The organism is Gordonia westfalica, from assembly GCF_900105725.1.
In the GTDB taxonomy this organism is placed as follows: domain Bacteria; phylum Actinomycetota; class Actinomycetes; order Mycobacteriales; family Mycobacteriaceae; genus Gordonia; species Gordonia westfalica.
This window is the reverse complement of record NZ_FNLM01000034.1, coordinates 2,127,800-2,144,579: the sequence shown is the minus strand read 5'-3', so window position 1 is coordinate 2,144,579 and position 16,780 is coordinate 2,127,800. Positions and strand designations below refer to the sequence as shown.

Here is a 16,780-nt window from a genome sequence, read left to right as displayed (position 1 = left end):
CATGCTGCTGACATCTGCCGACATCGAGAAGGCGACCGCCGAGCTGTCCGACGTGGTCCGGCGGACGCCGCTGATCGCGTCCCGCGTGCTCTCCGAGCGGAGCGGCGCCGACGTCTGGCTGAAGTGCGAGAACCTGCAGCGCACCGGCTCGTTCAAGCCGCGGGGTGCCTACCTGCGGATCTCCCGGTTGTCCGCCGAGGAGCGGGCGCGCGGGGTCGTCGCGGCGAGCGCGGGGAACCACGCACAGGGGGTCGCGTGGTCGGCGACCGAACTGGGGATCACCTCACGTGTGTACATGCCCACCGGCGCGTCGCTGCCGAAGATCGCGGCGACGAAAGCCTATGGCGCCGAGGTGGTTCTGGCCGGTGAGACGGTCGACGAGGCGCTCGTCGAGGCGCAGCGGTATGCGGACCAGACCGGTGCGGTGCTGATCCATCCGTTCGATCACCTCGACATCGTCGCCGGTCAGGCAACGGTCGGGGTCGAGATTCTCGAGCAGATGCCCGACGTCACGGTCATCGTCGTACCGCTCGGTGGCGGCGGTCTGCTCGCGGGTGTCGCCGCGGCGGTACGGACCGCGCGACCCGAGGTCAAGGTCATCGGCGTGCAGGCGGCGCAGGCAGCGGCGTGGCCGACGTCGCTCGCGGCGACGCGACCGGTGCCCGCGGCGTCGATGAACACCATGGCCGACGGCATCGCCGTGGCCACGCCCGGCGACGTCCCGTTCGAGCACGTCACCGAGTACGTGGACGACGTCGTCACGGTCAGCGAAGAGGAACTGAGTACGGCGCTGCTGCTGATGCTGGAACGGGCGAAGATGGTCGTCGAGCCCGCCGGTGCCGCAGGCGTCGCCGCCGCGGTGGGCGGAACACTCGACCTGTCGGGACGGGTGTGTGTGGTGTTGTCCGGCGGGAACATCGACCCGTTGCTGCTGCGCCACGTCACCACCCACGGTCTCACCGCGGCCGGTCGGTTCCTGACGTTCACCGCCACCGTCTCCGATCGGCCGGGCGGTCTCCTCGCGCTGCTCGAACTGCTTCGTCAGCAGGGTGCGAGCGTCATCGACATCGTGCACTCACGGGTCGCCGACGACCTGTATCTCGGCGAGGTGCAGGTGACGGTCAGCGTCGAGACGCGTGGACCCGACCACCAGCGGGATGTGCGTGGCGCGCTGAGTGAGGCGGGGTTCCTGCGGGGATAGCTCGGCGAGGTTGTGGATGGGGCCGTTGCCTGTGGAGTCTTCCCGTCGCCGGGGTGCGGGGCGCACTTACCTTGCCGTGCATGGGTAGACGTTCACACTCATCCGAGTCGGCCTGGGGACCTGAGCACGCGGAGCGGATTCGGGAGGATCTGCTGGAAGAGTACCGTGCCCAGCACCGGGTGATCAGCGCCGTGGGCAACGAGTGGGCCTCATCGATGAAGACCGTGCTCGACAACGCCAGGACGGTGACTCCCGCTCGGCTCTCCGACGATCAACTACTCGATCGGATCGAGTTTTGGATGAAGACCCGGGGCTTCGCGGGGCACTTGATGTCAGGTGTTTCGAACGTTGCACTGGCTCAACGCGAATTGCCCAGTTGTCCGTTCACATGGGTCAGTGAGTCTGCGATGCTTCCGTTGGCCGAGGCGTGCGAGTGGTGGCGGAACCGAGGAGCGTTCGGCTATATCGATTCGACCATGTTCGGTGACTCCGGACTCGTCATGTTCGAGCAGTCCGCGGGCTCGTTTCACGCGCGCAGGGAGATCGGTGAGATCTCTACGCGCACGGTTTCGATCGACGGGCTCTTCTGGAGTCGACGTCGTTCTGCCGAGGATGCAGTCTTCTATGAGAACGACTGGGACGCCGGTGCACCGGACGGTGAGGATTGGGACGAAGCGGATGACGATGAAGACGAAATCGGCCATCCCGCTCGACCGCTCACTATTCAGGTGCTCACCAGGAACCGGGCCGTGCGACGCGTGCGGTCATCGGCGAAGCGTCGGCCGTTGGTCGTCCCAGCAGGCGCAGTCAGACTCCCGCCTGGAGACAGGGTGTTGAGCGAATCCGACCTGCTGCCTGCCCGACTGTTGGGAGCGCTGCATTTTGAGGCCTGCCTCAGTCCGTTCTCTGCTATCGAACTGCAACCTGTTGAGCACTTGGCGTCAGCCGGGGCGAACGGCTTCCCGGCCGTCACGATCGTGTCGGCCGCCTGAACCAGCTGTTCTCGCCTTAAGTCGCCGAAGGCAGATGCGCGAAGTACTTGAGAGTGTCCGCCTCGATGGTCTTGTACACCGTCGACGACGCCGGCCCGGAGAACGCCGTGACGGCCTTGGATGTGGTGGGCAGTTCGAGTGCGAAGGTCCAGCGGAGGCGACAGCCGACCTCGGCGGGATCGATCTGTGTGGCCTCACCGAAGCGTCGAATCCCCGGGACGTTGGCGCTCTTGACCCGGAATGCGTTGTGGTATTTGCCTGCCTCAGGTTCCTCGGTCCAGTGGAAGAAGTCCTCTTCGAGCGTCACATAGCCAGGTCCCAGAACCGCTTTGCGGGTGGCTCCCGCGCCGTAGGGCGGGGGAGAGGTGAATTCGATCTTCTTGATCGCCCGACACCAGTCGAGGGTGTTCTGGCGGGTGAACTCGGCCCACGCCCGCTGCGGCGTCACCGGCAGGCGGACGTCGATCACGTGGCGCACGGGTGCGTCGTCGAAGAAGTCGAGGTCGAAGGTCTCCAGCGAATAGGAACGTCCCATGCGGCCCATTCAAGCATCGACGAGTCGGTCCCACATGCGCTTCGTCATCGACCGGCGAACCTCAACCCGACTCACAGACTTCGATCGAGGTCTGTGAGTCGGGTTGAGGTTCGCCGGTCGGGGCGCCCGGTCAATCGATCACGACAGTGAACCGATCGTCGGTGCGCTGCGTCTAAGACCTATGACTGTCTTTCCCACCGACTCACACGGACTCATCCGACGAGAGGCGACCCTCAGGCTTGGTATTTCCGACGATGTCGTCGCAGGTGCTGTCCGCCGAGGTGAACTCGTCCGGCTTGCTCCCGGCGTATGTGCGGTGCCGGTGCCGGAAACCGACACCGCCGACGACGAGTTGTACCGCCTGAAGTCGATCGCCGTCGCGACCTCGGCACGCGACGGAGACACGTCGACGCTCAGTCATGACTCGGCGGCAGCCGTCCTCGGACTGTCGCTGCTCCATCCGGAGCGCGAGTTCATCCATCTCACGAAGACGCATGTGCGCGGCGGTTTCGTGCGCGGCCATCGCATCGTCCACGCAGGCCCGTTGTCGCCGGACGACATCACCGACATCGACGGTGTTCCGGTCACCGCTCTCGAGCGCACCGCCGTCGATGTCGCGATGGCCGGCGACTTCGAACGAGCCCTGGTCGTCTTCGACCGCGCACTAGCACTCCAAGCCGACCTCGCGGAGATGACGACGATCCTCGACTCGCGGGGTCGCTGGCGGGGAGTGGGTACCGCACGCCGGGCACTCTTGCTTGCCGACGCCGCGTCGGAGAGCGTTGGTGAATCTTGGAGTCGGGCCCAGATGATCGCCGCCGGGCTGCCGATTCCCCGTCTGCAGCATACGTTTCAGACGAGCGATGGGCCTGCGCGTGCCGATTTCGATTGGGAGGGAAAACTTGTCGGCGAGTTCGACGGCCTGCAGAAGTACGGACGGTTGTTGCGTCCGGGAGAGACCGCCCGCGATGCGCTGATCCGCGAGAAGAGACGCGAGGATGCGCTACGCGCGCAGGGAATCATGGTGGTCCGCTGGACGTGGGCGACGCTCGAACGTGGCGAGCTGGTGGGTCTGCTTCGTCCGTGGCTGACTTCGCTCGCGGCCGCGTGACCGGCGAACCTCGGTCCCGACATGTAGACGTCGATCGACGTCTAAGCGTCGAAACGACGTCGACGTGATTGCAGGTCGGACCGGAATCATCTGATCGGATGACACTGCGGGGCAACGTTTTTGTCGGACCCTCGTGACACCTTGCTCTCAGATGCGGCTCCGCTTCCCAGAGCTGCTTTTGAAGAAGGAAGAACGATGATCAACACCCAGAAGAAGAGGTCGTGGGCGGCAGGCGTCCTGGCAGTATTCGTGATGATGATCGGAGTCGCGGCAGGCTTCGGCACCAGCACCTCTCCGCAGGCGGCGCGTGGTGTGCCGGCTCCCGTGATCAAGCTCGTGTCCGAGAAGTCGAATGCGGTCGCCATGGCGAGGGAGTACCTCGCGTACAGCAGTTTTTCGAAGTCGGGGCTGATCGGCCAACTCGAGTTCGAGGGCTTCTCATACTCGGACTCGTCCGCCGCCGTCGATCAACTCGAGGCTGATCGCGAGGTGAATTGGTATGTACAGGCAGCAAAGTCGGCCCGTCAGTACCGCGAGTACTCCCCGTTCTCGCGACAGGGCCTGATCGAGCAGCTGGAGTTCGAGGGTTTCACCTCCCAGCAGGCCGTCTACGGCGCCGATCACAGCTAGGACGACGCATCTGTTCTGTCGGCGACGCCCGTTACGGAAATGTCTCGGAATTGAGTGTGATCGTCGCGCATTCACACGAGATTCCTTCACATAAACGACATGCGGAAGCTGTCAGACCCGTTGTGCACAATGACATTTGAGCGCCCGTTCCCTGGGCACGCATCTGAAGAAGGAACCAAATGACCGACCCCCAGAATCCCCAGCCCGGGCAGCCGTACCCGGGCCAGCCCCAGCCCGGACAGGCCCCTTATCCGGGACAGCCCTACGGGCAGCAGCCTCAGTACGGTGCCCCCGGACCGTACGGTGCGCCGCCGGCGTATCAGGCTCCGATCCAGCCGCCGAAGAAGAAAAAGAAATGGCCGTGGATCGTCGGCATCCTGGTCGTGCTCATCGTCATCATCGCCGCCGTGTCCGGCGGTGGGGACGAGGGGACCGACAACACCGCCTCGTCGGGCAACTCGAACTCGGCCGAGCAGGCGGGTTCGGGTAACGGCGACGCTGGAGACGACAAGGGCGACAAGAAGACCGACGAGCAGGCCGCCGGCCTGAACACGCCGGTGCGCGACGGCAAGTTCGAGTTCGTCATCACCAACGTCGAGTCGGGGTTGTCGTCGGTCGGCGAGAACGAGTTCCTCACGGCGGAGGCCCAGGGGCAGTTCGTGGTCGTCACCATGACGGTGAACAACACCAGCAAGGAGCCGAAGGACTTCTCGCCCACCAACCAGAAGCTCTTCGACACCGAGGGCCGCAGCTTCGAGCCCGATACCACCGCGCAGATCTACCTCGGCGGCAGCGACATTCCCGTCTGGGACAACATCAATCCGGGTAACACAGTCGAGGTCAAGGTCGTCTTCGACATGCCCGTCGACGCCAAGCCGGCCAGCATCGAGCTCCACGATTCGATGTTCTCCGGCGGGGTGAAGGTCAACCTCGGCTGACCACACCTGCGGACAGGCGAACCTCGGTCCGGACGTGCAGACGTCGATCGACGTCTGCACGTCGAAACGAGGTTCATCAGACGAAGCGAGCCCGGGACGATATCGTCCCGGGCTCGCTTCGTGGTTTGTGATCAGCCGTGGTACGGCTCCGCGCTGACGAGGGTCACCTTGATCGTCGCGCCGCTGGGCACGGAGTACTCGCGCGTCTCGCCGACCTTGGTGTCGATGAGTGCGGCACCCAGGGGCGAGCTGGGGGAGTAGGTCTCGAGCTTGCCGCCCTCTTCGCGGGTCGCGATCAGGAAGGTCTCGGTGTCCTTCTCGTCGCCGTCGTAGTAGACGGTGACGACGGAACCGGGCAGGGCGACGCCGGACTGCGTCGGCGCCTCGCCGACCTTGGCGTTGTTCAGCAGTTCCTGCAGCTGGCGGATACGCGCCTCCTGCTGGCCCTGCTCCTCGCGCGCAGCGTGGTAGCCGCCGTTCTCCTTGAGGTCGCCCTCTTCACGTCGCTCATTGATCTCGGCGGCAATGACCGGACGATTGGCGATCAATGAATCGAGCTCGCTCTTGAGGCGATCATGCGACTCTTGGGTCAACCAGGTCACCTGGGTGTCGGTCATCGGTCACTCCTTCGTGTTGTCCGCGTCGCGCCGCGACTCTTTCACCGCGCGACATATGGACAGCTATAAATGCAGCAACACGACCCCTCTCGGAGCCGTGTATTGGACCATCTTACCAGCCGGTGAGACCTATCGCACATCCCTCGTGCCGGCCGTCGCGACCTCGAGTGCTTCCTGATAGGTGGGTTCGGCCCGTTTCAGCCATCCCACAACGAAATACGTCACCGGCATGATGATGATCTCGACCAGAGTTTTCCAGACAAATCCGACAATCGTGTAGTTGACGAAATCGCCCCAGTCGGAGATGCCGAGCGCAGTTGCGGCGATCGAGCAGAAGACGAGGGTGTCGGCGAATTCACCGACAACGGTCGAGCCGAGAAGACGCGCCCAGAGATGTCGCTCGCCGGCGCGTTCCTTCATCTTCACCAACACGAATGAATTCAGGAACTCGCCTACGACATATCCGGCAAGTCCGGCTAGTAGGAATTGCGGAACGACGCCGGCGACCGTCTCGAACGAATCCTGGCCCTCGTAGAAATCGGCGGCGGGGAGATGGATGGTGAGCCAGAAACACAGCGAGGCGAGGATGAGCACCGCGAAACCGGCCAGAATGGTTCGGCGCATCGCGCGGAAGCCGTACACCTCGCTGATCACGTCGCCCAGGACGTAGGCGAGCGGGAACAGGAAGAATGCGCCGTCGGTGACCAGACCCTCCATGTGGATGGGACCGATGTCGATGTTGAGCCAGTCGTCGAACAGCACGACACCCTTGGTGCCGGTGACGTTACTGATCAGCATCACGCCGACGAAGAGCGCGACGAGCAGCGGGAAATAGCGGCTACCGATGGAGGCGAACGCGGCGCGGGATGCGTGAGCGTCGCCCGGCTCGATCTGCCGCGTGCTCACGACTCGGGCTGCAGGTAGGCGGGGACGTCAACGGTGCAACCGAAGACCTCGCCGATGACCGGCGGCTTCGAGGTGGTGATCTCGGTGCGGAAGCCGATGCGTTCGGCGGTGCCGGCCGGGATCAGGATCTCGCGGCGGCCGGTCTCGCTGCCGTCCCTCGATCGGCCCCGGACCACGCACGCCGCGGGCTTGCTCGGGTCGGAGCGGTCCACGGTGAACTGCACGGCGACGGTGCTGTCGTCGAGGATCTCGTAGCCGGTCGCCTCGCCGGACACATCGGCGGTCCCGAACTTGCTGTATCCGATCGCCGCCAGCGTGACGCCGGCCACGACGACGAGTATGGACAGTGCGACGAACCAGCGTCGACGGGTCTGTGCGGTCGCGGAATGCTCCGGGTACGTCGCGCGCGGGCCACTGCGAGGGCGCTGCGCGGCGCCCCCATCCGAACTGTTCACGCGTCAATACCTACCATGGGACGAGTAGCGATCCGAAGGTGAGGAACTGTGACCGAATCCCATGCCGACGCCCCGCAGTCGGGTGTGTTCCGTCTGATGGCGGTCCACGCGCACCCCGACGATGAGTCGAGCAAGGGTGCTGCCACGACCGCCAAGTATGCGGCCGAGGGCAACGAGGTGCTCGTCGTCACACTGACAGGTGGCGAGCGCGGCGACATCCTGAATCCGGCGATGGACCGTCCGGGCATCAAGGAACGTATGACCGAGGTTCGCCGCGAGGAGATGGCGAAGGCCGCCGAGGCTCTCGGCGTCCAGCAGACCTGGCTGGGCTTCGTCGACTCGGGACTTCCCGAGGGCGACCCGTTGCCCCCGCTGCCGGAGGGCTCCTTCGCGACGGTCCCGCTGGACGAGGCCACCGAGGCACTCGTCCGGGTGGTACGCGAGTTCCGGCCGCATGTGATCATCACCTACGACGAGCACGGTGGATATCCGCACCCGGATCACATCCGCTGCCACGAGGTGTCGGTGGCGGCCTACGAGCAGTCCGGCGATCCCGACGCGTTCCCGGGTACCGGTGAGCCGTGGACGGTGTCGAAGCTCTACTACACGCACGGCTTCATCCGCGATCGGATGGTGCTCTTCTCCGACGAGTTCGAGCGCCACGGCCAGGAGAGCCCGTTCGCCGAGTGGCTCAGCAAGTGGGACCCCAGCCGGGGTGACCTGATGGGCCGGGTGACCACCCAGGTCGAGTGCGCCAAGTACTTCCCCCAGCGTGACGACGCCTTGCGGGCGCATGCGACGCAGATCGATCCCAACGGCATGTTCTTCGCCGTCCCGCTGGAGTGGCAGCAGCGACTGTGGCCGACGGAGGAGTTCGAGCTCGCCAAGACGCGGGTTAAGACGGCCCTGCCCGAAACCGATCTGTTCGCCGGAATCGAGGCGTGATGAACATCATGAACAATGTGGACTTCGTGAACACCGTGATGGTCGTCGCGGCCGAGGAGCCGCAGGGACCGGAGTTCGGCAAGTCGTCGCCGCTCGGCCTGCTGGTCATCCTGTTGCTGCTGGTCGGTACGGCGTTCCTGATCTGGTCGATGAGCCGACAGCTCAAGAAGCTGCCCGAGTCGTTCGACACCGAACATCCCGAAGCCGATCAGGCATTCGACGAGGGGACCGACCCCTCCGGGCCGGTCACCAGCACCGACGCTCCCGTCGGCGATCAGGATCCGACGAGCTCGGCTGGGACCGATGAGCGACGCCCGGCGGACACCTGACGGTTCGTCGAACATGCTGGGCTCGGCGACGAGCCCCTATCTCCGGCAGCATGCCGACAATCCTGTGCACTGGCAGGAGTGGTCCGACACTGCGCTGAACCGGGCGCGCGACCGCGATGTGCCGGTGCTGTTGTCGGTCGGCTACGCGGCCTGTCACTGGTGTCATGTGATGGCGCACGAGTCCTTCGAGGACGACGCCACCGCCGCGCAGATGAACCGCGACTTCGTCTGTATCAAGGTCGACCGGGAGGAACGTCCCGACATCGATGCCATCTACATGAGTGCGACCGTCGCGATGACCGGGCAGGGCGGGTGGCCCATGACCTGCTTCCTCACCCCCGACGGCGCCCCGTTCTACGCCGGCACCTACTACCCGCCCAGACCGCGCGGGCAGATCCCCTCGTTCCGGCAGGTCCTGTCCGCGGTCACCGAGGCGTGGACGCAGCGTCGCGCCGACCTCGACGACACCGCCGCCAAGGTGCGCGAACACATCGTGGTGAACACCTCGCCGCTCCCGGCGGGCACCGTTTCGGTCGATGACCGGTTGCTCGCGCACGGCGTCCGCACCGTGCTCGACGAGGAGGACCGTGAACTCGGGGGGTTCGGTGGCGCACCGAAGTTCCCGCCGTCGGCCCTTCTCGAGGCGCTGATCAGACACACCGAACGCACCGGCGACACCGCAGCGCTCGACGCCGCCGGCCGGACCATGCACGCGATGGGTCGTGGGGGCATCTACGACCAGCTCGCCGGCGGCTTCGCCCGGTACTCGGTCGACGCCGCCTGGGTGGTACCGCACTTCGAGAAGATGCTCAACGACAATGCTCAGCTCCTGCGCGTCTACGCGCATCTCGCTCGCCGCACCGGAGATCCGTTGGCGCACCGCATCGTCGAGGAGACCGTGACGTTTCTTCGACGGGATCTCCGGGTGTCGGGCGGGTTCGCCTCGTCGCTCGACGCCGATGCCGACGGAGTGGAGGGCTCCACGTATGTGTGGACGCCGGACGAACTCGTCGAGAAGCTCGGACCGGAAGCCGGCCGCTGGGCGGCCGAGTTGTTCGTCGTGACAGATCAGGGCACCTTCGAGCACGGTCGGTCGACGCTGCAGCTCCCGGCGGATCCGGACGATCGCGACCGTTTCGACGCGGTGCGCGCGGCTCTCCTCGAAGCCCGGGGGAGACGTGTCCAGCCCAGCCGCGACGACAAGATCGTCACCGCGTGGAATGCCATGACGATCACCGCCCTGGCGGAGGCGGGCGCCGGGCTGGGCGAGACCGGCCATGTCGAGGAGGCGGTCCGCTGCGCCGACGAGTTGTTGGCCGGCCATCTCGTCGGGGGTCGCCTTCGGCGGTCGTCGCTGGGTGGTGTTGTCGGGGACTCCGACGGCGGCCTCGACGACCACGCGGCGATGAGTACGGCTCTGCTGACCCTGTTCCAGGTCACCGGCGAAACCCGTTGGCTCGGGGCCGGATTGGGACTGCTCGACACCGCGATCGAGATCTTCGCCGATCCCGAGGCGCCGGGCGCCTGGTTCGACGCCACCGGCGAAGGACTCATCGCCCGGCCACGCGACCCGATCGACGGCGCCACCCCGTCGGGTGCGTCGCTGATGGCCGAGGCGCTGCTCACCGCATCGATGCTGGCCGATACGGGCAAGGCGGTCGGCTACGCAGAATTGTTGGAGCACAGCCTGTCCCGTGCGTCGGTCCTCGTCGCCAAACTGCCCCGTTCGGCGGGGCACTGGATGTCGGTGATGTCGGCGCGGGTCGCCGGCCCGGTGCAGATCGCGGTCGCAGAGACCGCGGCATCGGAGCATGCGATGGCCCACGCGGCGTGGACGCATGTGCCTGGCGGCGCGGTCGTCGTTGCCGGCGAACAGGATTCGCACCCGCTGCTGGTCGCCCGCGGACCGGTCGACGGACGGGATGCGGCCTATGTCTGCCGGGGAACGGTGTGCGGGCTTCCGGTCACCGATGCGGAATCCCTCGCTGCGCAGTTCCGCTGACCCGCGCGAGGCGGCGCAGGTGCCGGATGGCGGAAGGTGTCGGATGGCGGAAGGTGGGTACCAGGAGAGGCATGCGCATTGGCAAGGGGGCGCTCGGCACCGCGTCGGTGGCGGCCGGGATTCTCACGGTCAGCAGTGCAGACCTCGCCCGGCGTACCGGAGCCGTGAACACGCCGGCCGGGGCCGCGCTGGCCGCCTACCCCGCCTGGTGCGCCTTCGCCACGGTCCTGTCGACGTCGACGTGGTGGCTCAACCGTGATCGCGCAGCGTCTCGGCGAACCGGTCCATGGCCCAGTCGATCTCACCCACGGTGATGACGAGCGGCGGCGCCAGCCGCAGCGTCGAACCGTGGGTGTCCTTGGCCAGCACGCCGTGCTCGGCGAGCCGGAGACAGAAGTCCTTGCCGGTGCCGAGTGACGGATCGAGATCGATTCCCGCCCAGAGTCCGAGACCGCGGGTCGCGACGACACCGTGGCCGATGAATTCGCGTAGGCGCGAATGCAGGTGGTCGCCGAGATCGGTCGCGCGCTGTTGCCAGGTTCCCTCGGTGAGCATGTCGACGACGGTGTGGCCGATCGCCGCGGCCAGGGGATTGCCGCCGAACGTCGAGCCGTGTTGCCCGGGGTGAAGGACACCGAGGACGTCGGTGTCGGCGACCACTGCGCTCACCGGCACGATCCCGCCGCCCAGCGCCTTGCCGAGCAGGTAGACATCGGGTTCGACGCCCCAGTGCTCGACGGCGAAGGTCCGACCCGTTCGACCGAGGCCCGACTGGATCTCGTCGGCGATCAGCAGCACGTCGTTGGCAGTGCACAGTGCGCGCACACGCGGTAGATAGTCGGCGGGCGGCACGATGATCCCGGCCTCACCCTGGACCGGTTCGACCAGGACGCCGACCGTCGTCTCGTCGATCGCGGCGGCCATTGCTTCCACATCCCCGTACGGGACGCGTACGAAACCCGGTGTGTACGGCCCGAACCCGGCACGCGCCTCCGGATCGTCGCTGAAGGAGATGATGGTCGTCGTGCGGCCGTGGAAGTTGCCGCCGGCGACGATGATCGTCGCGCGACCGTCCGGGACGCCCTTGACGTCGTATCCCCATTTACGGGCGACCTTGATCGCCGACTCGACGGCCTCGGCGCCGGTGTTCATCGGCAGCACCATCTCCTTGCCGCACAGCTCGGCGAGTGCCGCGCAGAACGGTTCGAGTCGGTCCGAGCGGAACGCCCGACTGGTGAGGGTGACGCGCTGGATCTGTTCGAGTGCCGCGGCGACGATCCGCGGATGTCGATGCCCGAAATTGACGGCCGAGTAGGCGCCCAGGCAGTCGAGGTGACGCTTGCCGTCGACGTCGGTGATCCAGGCGCCCTCGGCGGTGGCGGCGGTCACCGGGATCGGCGAGTAGTTGTGCGCCACATGCGGTTCGGCGTCAGGTGTGGGAGATGCGGGAGGTTCCACCTCGTGGGGGATGAGTGTGTCGGACATGGTGTCGTGTCTCCTGAGTTCCAATGTGCAGCACTTGACCCCGCCGCCGCCCTTGAGCAGTTCGGAGAGATCGACGGTCACCGGCCGGAACCCGGCGTCGCGCAGTGATGCCTCGAGATGCGGTGCGCGATCGGTCATCACGACGTTGCGTCCGTCGGAGACCAGGTTGAGGCCGAGAACTGCGGCGTCGGCGGCGGTGGCGATGATGGCGTCGGGGAACATCTCGTCGAGCTGTCGACGCGAACGCTCGGAGAACGCGGCGGGATAGTAGGCGACGGTCCGGTCGTCGAGGACGCCCAGTGCGGTGTCGAGGTGATAGAACCGCGGATCGACGAGTTCGAGGGTGACGACGGCCCGACCGGTGAGCGCGGCGACCTCGTCGTGGGCGGTGCGTTGGGTGCGGAAGCCGGTGCCGGCCAGGATCCGGTCGCCGACGACCAGGAAGTCCCCTTCGCCTTCCTGGACGGCCGCGGTGCGGTGGACGGTCCCGAAACCGTTGCGGGCGAACCATTCCGCGTAGAGGTCGCCTTCCGCGGCTCGCTCCGGAAAGGCGAAGCGCGCCGCGACGACGGTGTCGCCGACGCTGAGTCCGCCGTTGGCGGCGTAGACCATGTCGGGAAGGCCGGGCGCCGGGTCCACCAGATGCACGGTGTGGCCGAGGGATTCGTAGGCGGCGCGGAGTGTGTGCCACTGGGTGAGCGCGCGCTCGGTGTCGACCGGTACCGAGGTGTCCATCCACGGGTTGATCGCGTAGGACACCGTGAAGTGCACCGGTGGTGTCATCGCGTACGTCCGTGGCCGCGCCTCACGCAGCGGAGGCACACCGACTCCCGGGCTCGTCAGAGTCATGGATCGAGCGTATCTTCGGTGGAAGATGCAAACAATCGCCGTTGCTTGCGCATCGGTGCAATGAATCGCCACGACAACTGTGAAAGGTGGGCTTCTGTTGCGAACGCTCGACGATCTCGACGAGAAGGTGATCGCCTGCCTCACCCGCGACGCACGTGCGACCTACGCCCAGATCGGCGACGAGGTGGGACTCTCGGCGCCCGCGGTCAAGCGGCGCGTCGACCGGCTTCTCGACGACGGCGTGATCCGCGGATTCACCGCCCTCGTCGATCCGCACGCCATGCAGTGGACCACCGAGGCCTACGTGCAGGTCTACTGCCGCGGCAACATCTCACCCGACGAACTGAAGGCGTCTTGGGAGCCGATCCCCGAGGTCGTCAGCGCGGCGACCATCTCCGGTCAGGCCGACGCCATCCTCCGGGTACGAGCACGAGATGTCCGCCACCTCGAGCAAGCGCTCGAACGGATCCGCGCAGCCGGTCCGGTGGACAGGTCGGAGTCGATCATCGTGCTCAGCGAACTGATCGACCGCGGCCACCCGTGAGCCCTGTGCTAATGTTGTCGCCGTGATCAGCACCGTGCGCGCCTATTGGCGCTTTATCGAGGCTCCGGGTGGGGCCACGATGAAGCGCTGACCAAGCGCGCGCACGTAACACCCGGAGCCCGAGCAGCGACCATACGGTCGCTGCTCTTGTCGTTTGAGCGGGGCTCCACCACTGAGAAGGCGTGCCCCGACCGGACCACCGACAGGGCATGACCTCGAAAGGCACACACAGTGACCACTCTCCCGGACCTCCCGACGCGCACGGCCGAGGCGGCCGAGTCGACCTCTGATCGCCGGATCAAGTCCTTCCGCCCGATCCCGTCGCCCGACACCGTCCGCAGCGAGCTGCCCCTGACCGCGCGCCGAGCGCTGGCGGTTGCGCGCGACCGCGACGAGATCGCCGACATCCTCGCCGGCCGCGACGATCGTCTGCTCGTCATCGTCGGGCCGTGCTCGGTGCACGATCCGATCGCCGCCCTCGACTACGCGCGTCGGCTGGCGCCGCTGGCCGAGGCCTACGCCGATCGTCTGAAGATCGTCATGCGGGTCTACTTCGAGAAGCCGCGCACCACGGTGGGCTGGAAGGGTCTCATCAACGACCCCGGCATGGACAACACCTTCGACGTCGAACGCGGGCTGCGGACCGCGCGGTCGCTGCTTCTCGACATCATCGACCTGGGCCTGCCGGTCGGCTGTGAGTTCCTCGAGCCGACCAGCCCGCAGTACATCGCCGACGCCGTCGCGTGGGGTGCGATCGGCGCCCGCACCACCGAATCACAGGTGCACCGCCAGCTCGCATCGGGTCTGTCGATGCCGATCGGCTTCAAGAACGGCACCGACGGCAACGTCCAGGTCGCCATCGACGGCGTGAATGCCGCTGCGGCCGAACATGTCTTCTTCGGAGTCGACGACTTCGGCAACGGCGCGGTCGTCGAGACCGCCGGCAACGAGGACTGCCACATCATCCTGCGCGGCGGCACCCGCGGACCCAACTTCGACGCCGAGTCCATCGCGTCGGCTGCGACGGCCCTGGAGAAGGCCGGTCTGCCCGCACGCGTGATGATCGACTGCTCGCACGCCAACTCCGGTAAGGACCACATCCGCCAGGCGGAGGTCGCCACCGAGATCGCCGCGACCCTGCGCGCCGCGCGCGAGGCCGGCGAGGCGTCGAACATCAGCGGGGTGATGCTGGAGAGCTTCCTCGAGCCGGGCGCCCAGTCCACCGATGCCACCCCGCTGATCTACGGCAAGTCGGTCACCGACAAGTGCATGGGCTGGGAGGCCAGCGCCACCGTTCTCGACGCGCTCGCGCGCGCCTGACCCTTCGATACGCCCCTCCGCAAGCTCCGGGGCTACTCAGGGAGCGGATTGGCCTACGTCGACCTCGCCAGCTCCGGGGCTACTCAGGGAGCGGATTGGCCTACGTCGACCTCGCCAGCGGCGTCGGGAATCGTGACGGTGGCGCGTCGTCGCAGCGAGCCGCGTGGTGATCGCACCGACGGTGCCACGCGGAACTCGGCCTCCCAACGGTCGCGGTACACGCGATTGAGCAGATAGCCGCGCTGGGAGTTGCCGAACCGCACATGCGGCGACGCGGCCTTCAACTCGCGGTCGCCGTCGTCGCTGTCCTCGCCGTCGCCGCCCGAGGTGATCGACGTCGTGGCGAGTTCGACTCCGCGAGTGGGGGAGTCGTCGGCATAGTCGGTCCGCAGGTCGGCGACGACACTCCGGTGGATGTCGCCGGCGAGGGACACGAGGTTCCGTACGCGGCGGTGCGCCGCCCCGTCGAGGACGCGCCGTCGCGATGACTCGTAGCCGCTCCACCCGTCCATGCTGACCGCCCGGGACCTGCCGCGGGCGAGGTCGGCCATCGGGACCTGCTGGGCGAGGACATCCCATCGAGCACGGCTCGACGCCAGGCCGTCGAGGAGCCAGCGTTCCTGCGCCGCACCGAGGATCGTCCGTGACGGATCCGCGGTGCGGGCGTTCTGCGGGGAGTCGTTGTCCCCGTTGACCTGATCGTCGCGGTGGCTGCGCGTGTCGAGGAGGTTGATCTCCGCGAGATCGCCGAAGGCGAGGCGCCGATGCGCGCGGATGACGGTGCCGTCGGGTCGCGCGGTGATTCGCACCGGGGTGTTCTCCCACCACGCCCGCAACGCACAGGCGCGCCGTACGGCGAACCGCGACAGGGGTGTCTCGTCCTCGGGAACCTTTGCGGCCCAGTTGTTGTCGATCTCGTGATCGTCGAAGGAGATCGAGAACGGCGACATCGCGTGGGCCTGTTGCAGGTCGGGGTCGGACTTGTAGAGCGCGTACCGCTCCCGATAGTCGTCGAGGCCGACAGCCTCGTGGGTCGCCGATGCGGGCCGGATCGCGCCGCGGCGGGCGTCGAGGGGGATCGGCTTCTCGTAGATGTAGTCACCGAGGTGCAGCACCAGATCCGGTGCGTGCGCGGCCATGTCGCCGAAAGCGTGGTAGTAGCCGTCGGCCCAGTTCTGGCACGACGCCACTGCGATCGACAGCGCACCCGGCCGCGCGTTCGGAGCCGGCGCGGTGCGGGTCCGGCCGATCGGCGAGATCTCACCGAGCGCCCGGAAACGGTAGAAGTGATCGGCCGCCGGGGCGAGCCCGCGCACGTCGACGTGGACGCTGTGGGCCCATTCCGGCGTCGCGTGTGCGGTCCCGCGGCGCACGACGCGCGTCATCGATTCGTCCGTCGCGATCTCCCACTCGACGCGGACCGGACGCGAACCCATCCCGCCTCCGGGGGCGAATGGGTTGCGCGCCAGTCTCGTCCACAACACGACGCCGTCCGGCAGTGGATCGCCGGAGGCGACACCGAGGGAGAACACGCCGGCCGAATTCGCCGGGGAGGTCGCAGCAGGAGGAGCGCCGCCCAGCAGTCCCGGGGTGAAGGCCAGTCCCGTCACGAGTCCGGCCCAGGAGAGAAACCGGCGTCGGGAGGTGCTTGCTCGAAGGGTGGGGTCGGGGTCGCAGTGGACTATCGCCGGCGGTGTACCGGCCGGAGTTCCCGGCATGGCCTCAGCCGACCAGGATCACCTGACGCGGACGTCACCGCGAAGCGGCGGCAAGGTGATGTTCGCGTGAAGAGGAGGCGTGGTGGAGAGGGCTTGGTGACGAGAAGCCGAGGGGTGGGACTGAGTCCGCAGTCCTTCGATGGATGACGGTTGGCCCTACCGCGACGTGCTGATTCGGCACGCAATCACGAGGTCAGTCATCG

16 protein-coding genes and 1 pseudogene are annotated in these 16,780 nt (G+C 66.9%); 11 read left to right on the top strand and 6 right to left on the bottom strand.

What is annotated here, in order from left to right; translation table 11 throughout:
- Window position 1 precedes the first annotated feature (1 nt).
- Both ilvA and BLU62_RS15165 read left to right on the top strand, forming a co-directional pair.
- On the top strand, window positions 2-1,201 hold the full coding sequence (ilvA, locus tag BLU62_RS15170) for a threonine ammonia-lyase (RefSeq protein ID WP_074850351.1): 1,200 nt from the start codon (window positions 2-4) through the stop codon (window positions 1,199-1,201).
- Between the two features lie 80 nt (window positions 1,202-1,281).
- Window positions 1,282-2,193, top strand: a complete 912-nt coding sequence (locus tag BLU62_RS15165) for a hypothetical protein (protein WP_074850349.1) — start codon at window positions 1,282-1,284, stop codon at window positions 2,191-2,193.
- A gap of 16 nt (window positions 2,194-2,209) precedes the next feature.
- On the opposite strand, the gene BLU62_RS15160 is transcribed toward BLU62_RS15165, so the two are convergent.
- Complete coding sequence (locus BLU62_RS15160; protein ID WP_074850347.1) at window positions 2,210-2,728, bottom strand: SRPBCC family protein; 519 nt, start codon at window positions 2,726-2,728, stop codon at window positions 2,210-2,212.
- 181 nt (window positions 2,729-2,909) lie between these two features.
- Between BLU62_RS15160 and BLU62_RS15155 the strand changes: the two genes are divergently transcribed.
- From BLU62_RS15155 to BLU62_RS15145, 3 genes are all read left to right on the top strand, one after another.
- Window positions 2,910-3,839 (top strand): hypothetical protein, encoded by a 930-nt coding sequence (locus tag BLU62_RS15155; protein WP_074850345.1) that lies wholly within the window; start codon window positions 2,910-2,912, stop codon window positions 3,837-3,839.
- 195 nt (window positions 3,840-4,034) lie between these two features.
- On the top strand, window positions 4,035-4,469 hold the full coding sequence (locus BLU62_RS15150; RefSeq protein ID WP_074850343.1) for an Ltp family lipoprotein: 435 nt from the start codon (window positions 4,035-4,037) through the stop codon (window positions 4,467-4,469).
- A gap of 179 nt (window positions 4,470-4,648) precedes the next feature.
- Window positions 4,649-5,407 carry a DUF4352 domain-containing protein gene (locus BLU62_RS15145; protein ID WP_074850341.1) on the top strand — a complete coding sequence of 253 codons (759 nt, stop codon included), beginning with the start codon at window positions 4,649-4,651 and terminating at the stop codon, window positions 5,405-5,407.
- 131 nt (window positions 5,408-5,538) lie between these two features.
- Here BLU62_RS15145 and greA read toward each other — a convergent pair whose 3' ends face one another.
- The 3 genes from greA to BLU62_RS15130 all read right to left on the bottom strand — a co-directional run bounded on the left by greA (window position 5,539) and on the right by BLU62_RS15130 (window position 7,385).
- Window positions 5,539-6,024, bottom strand: coding sequence for a transcription elongation factor GreA (gene greA / locus BLU62_RS15140; RefSeq protein ID WP_074850339.1), 486 nt, complete (start codon window positions 6,022-6,024; stop codon window positions 5,539-5,541).
- A gap of 129 nt (window positions 6,025-6,153) precedes the next feature.
- Complete coding sequence (locus tag BLU62_RS15135) at window positions 6,154-6,930, bottom strand: queuosine precursor transporter (protein ID WP_074850337.1); 777 nt, start codon at window positions 6,928-6,930, stop codon at window positions 6,154-6,156.
- A complete protein-coding gene (locus tag BLU62_RS15130; protein WP_074850335.1) occupies window positions 6,927-7,385 on the bottom strand; it encodes a DUF4307 domain-containing protein in 459 nt (152 codons plus the stop codon). Before BLU62_RS15130 ends, BLU62_RS15135 begins: the two co-directional genes overlap by 4 nt.
- 48 nt (window positions 7,386-7,433) lie before the next feature.
- Here BLU62_RS15130 and mca point away from each other — a divergent pair, with 48 nt between their 5' ends.
- The 4 genes and pseudogenes from mca to BLU62_RS15110 all read left to right on the top strand — a co-directional run.
- The gene (gene mca, locus BLU62_RS15125) at window positions 7,434-8,330 is read left to right on the top strand and encodes a mycothiol conjugate amidase Mca (RefSeq protein ID WP_074850333.1); all 897 of its coding nucleotides are present in this window, start codon (window positions 7,434-7,436) and stop codon (window positions 8,328-8,330) included.
- Between the two features lie 8 nt (window positions 8,331-8,338).
- Window positions 8,339-8,659, top strand: a complete 321-nt coding sequence (locus tag BLU62_RS15120; RefSeq protein ID WP_099047904.1) for a hypothetical protein — start codon at window positions 8,339-8,341, stop codon at window positions 8,657-8,659.
- 13 nt (window positions 8,660-8,672) lie between these two features.
- Window positions 8,673-10,661 carry a thioredoxin domain-containing protein gene (locus BLU62_RS15115; protein ID WP_074852922.1) on the top strand — a complete coding sequence of 663 codons (1,989 nt, stop codon included), beginning with the start codon at window positions 8,673-8,675 and terminating at the stop codon, window positions 10,659-10,661.
- A gap of 80 nt (window positions 10,662-10,741) precedes the next feature.
- Window positions 10,742-10,975: pseudogene (locus BLU62_RS15110) on the top strand (tryptophan-rich sensory protein); the annotation flags it as partial.
- Here the strand turns inward: BLU62_RS15110 and rocD are convergent.
- Complete coding sequence (gene rocD, locus BLU62_RS34380) at window positions 10,911-12,995, bottom strand: ornithine--oxo-acid transaminase (protein ID WP_074850329.1); 2,085 nt, start codon at window positions 12,993-12,995, stop codon at window positions 10,911-10,913. The pseudogene BLU62_RS15110 and the gene rocD sit on opposite strands and share 65 nt — an antisense overlap.
- Before the next feature lie 97 nt (window positions 12,996-13,092).
- Between rocD and BLU62_RS15100 the strand changes: the two genes are divergently transcribed.
- The gene (locus BLU62_RS15100; RefSeq protein ID WP_074850327.1) at window positions 13,093-13,539 is read left to right on the top strand and encodes an Lrp/AsnC family transcriptional regulator; all 447 of its coding nucleotides are present in this window, start codon (window positions 13,093-13,095) and stop codon (window positions 13,537-13,539) included.
- Window positions 13,540-13,770: 231 nt separating this feature from the next.
- On the top strand, window positions 13,771-14,859 hold the full coding sequence (locus BLU62_RS15095; RefSeq protein WP_074850325.1) for a 3-deoxy-7-phosphoheptulonate synthase: 1,089 nt from the start codon (window positions 13,771-13,773) through the stop codon (window positions 14,857-14,859).
- Between the two features lie 83 nt (window positions 14,860-14,942).
- Here the strand turns inward: BLU62_RS15095 and BLU62_RS15090 are convergent, their stop codons facing one another.
- Window positions 14,943-16,577, bottom strand: coding sequence for an alkaline phosphatase D family protein (locus tag BLU62_RS15090; protein WP_074850323.1), 1,635 nt, complete (start codon window positions 16,575-16,577; stop codon window positions 14,943-14,945).
- Between the last annotated feature and the right edge of the window lie 203 nt (window positions 16,578-16,780).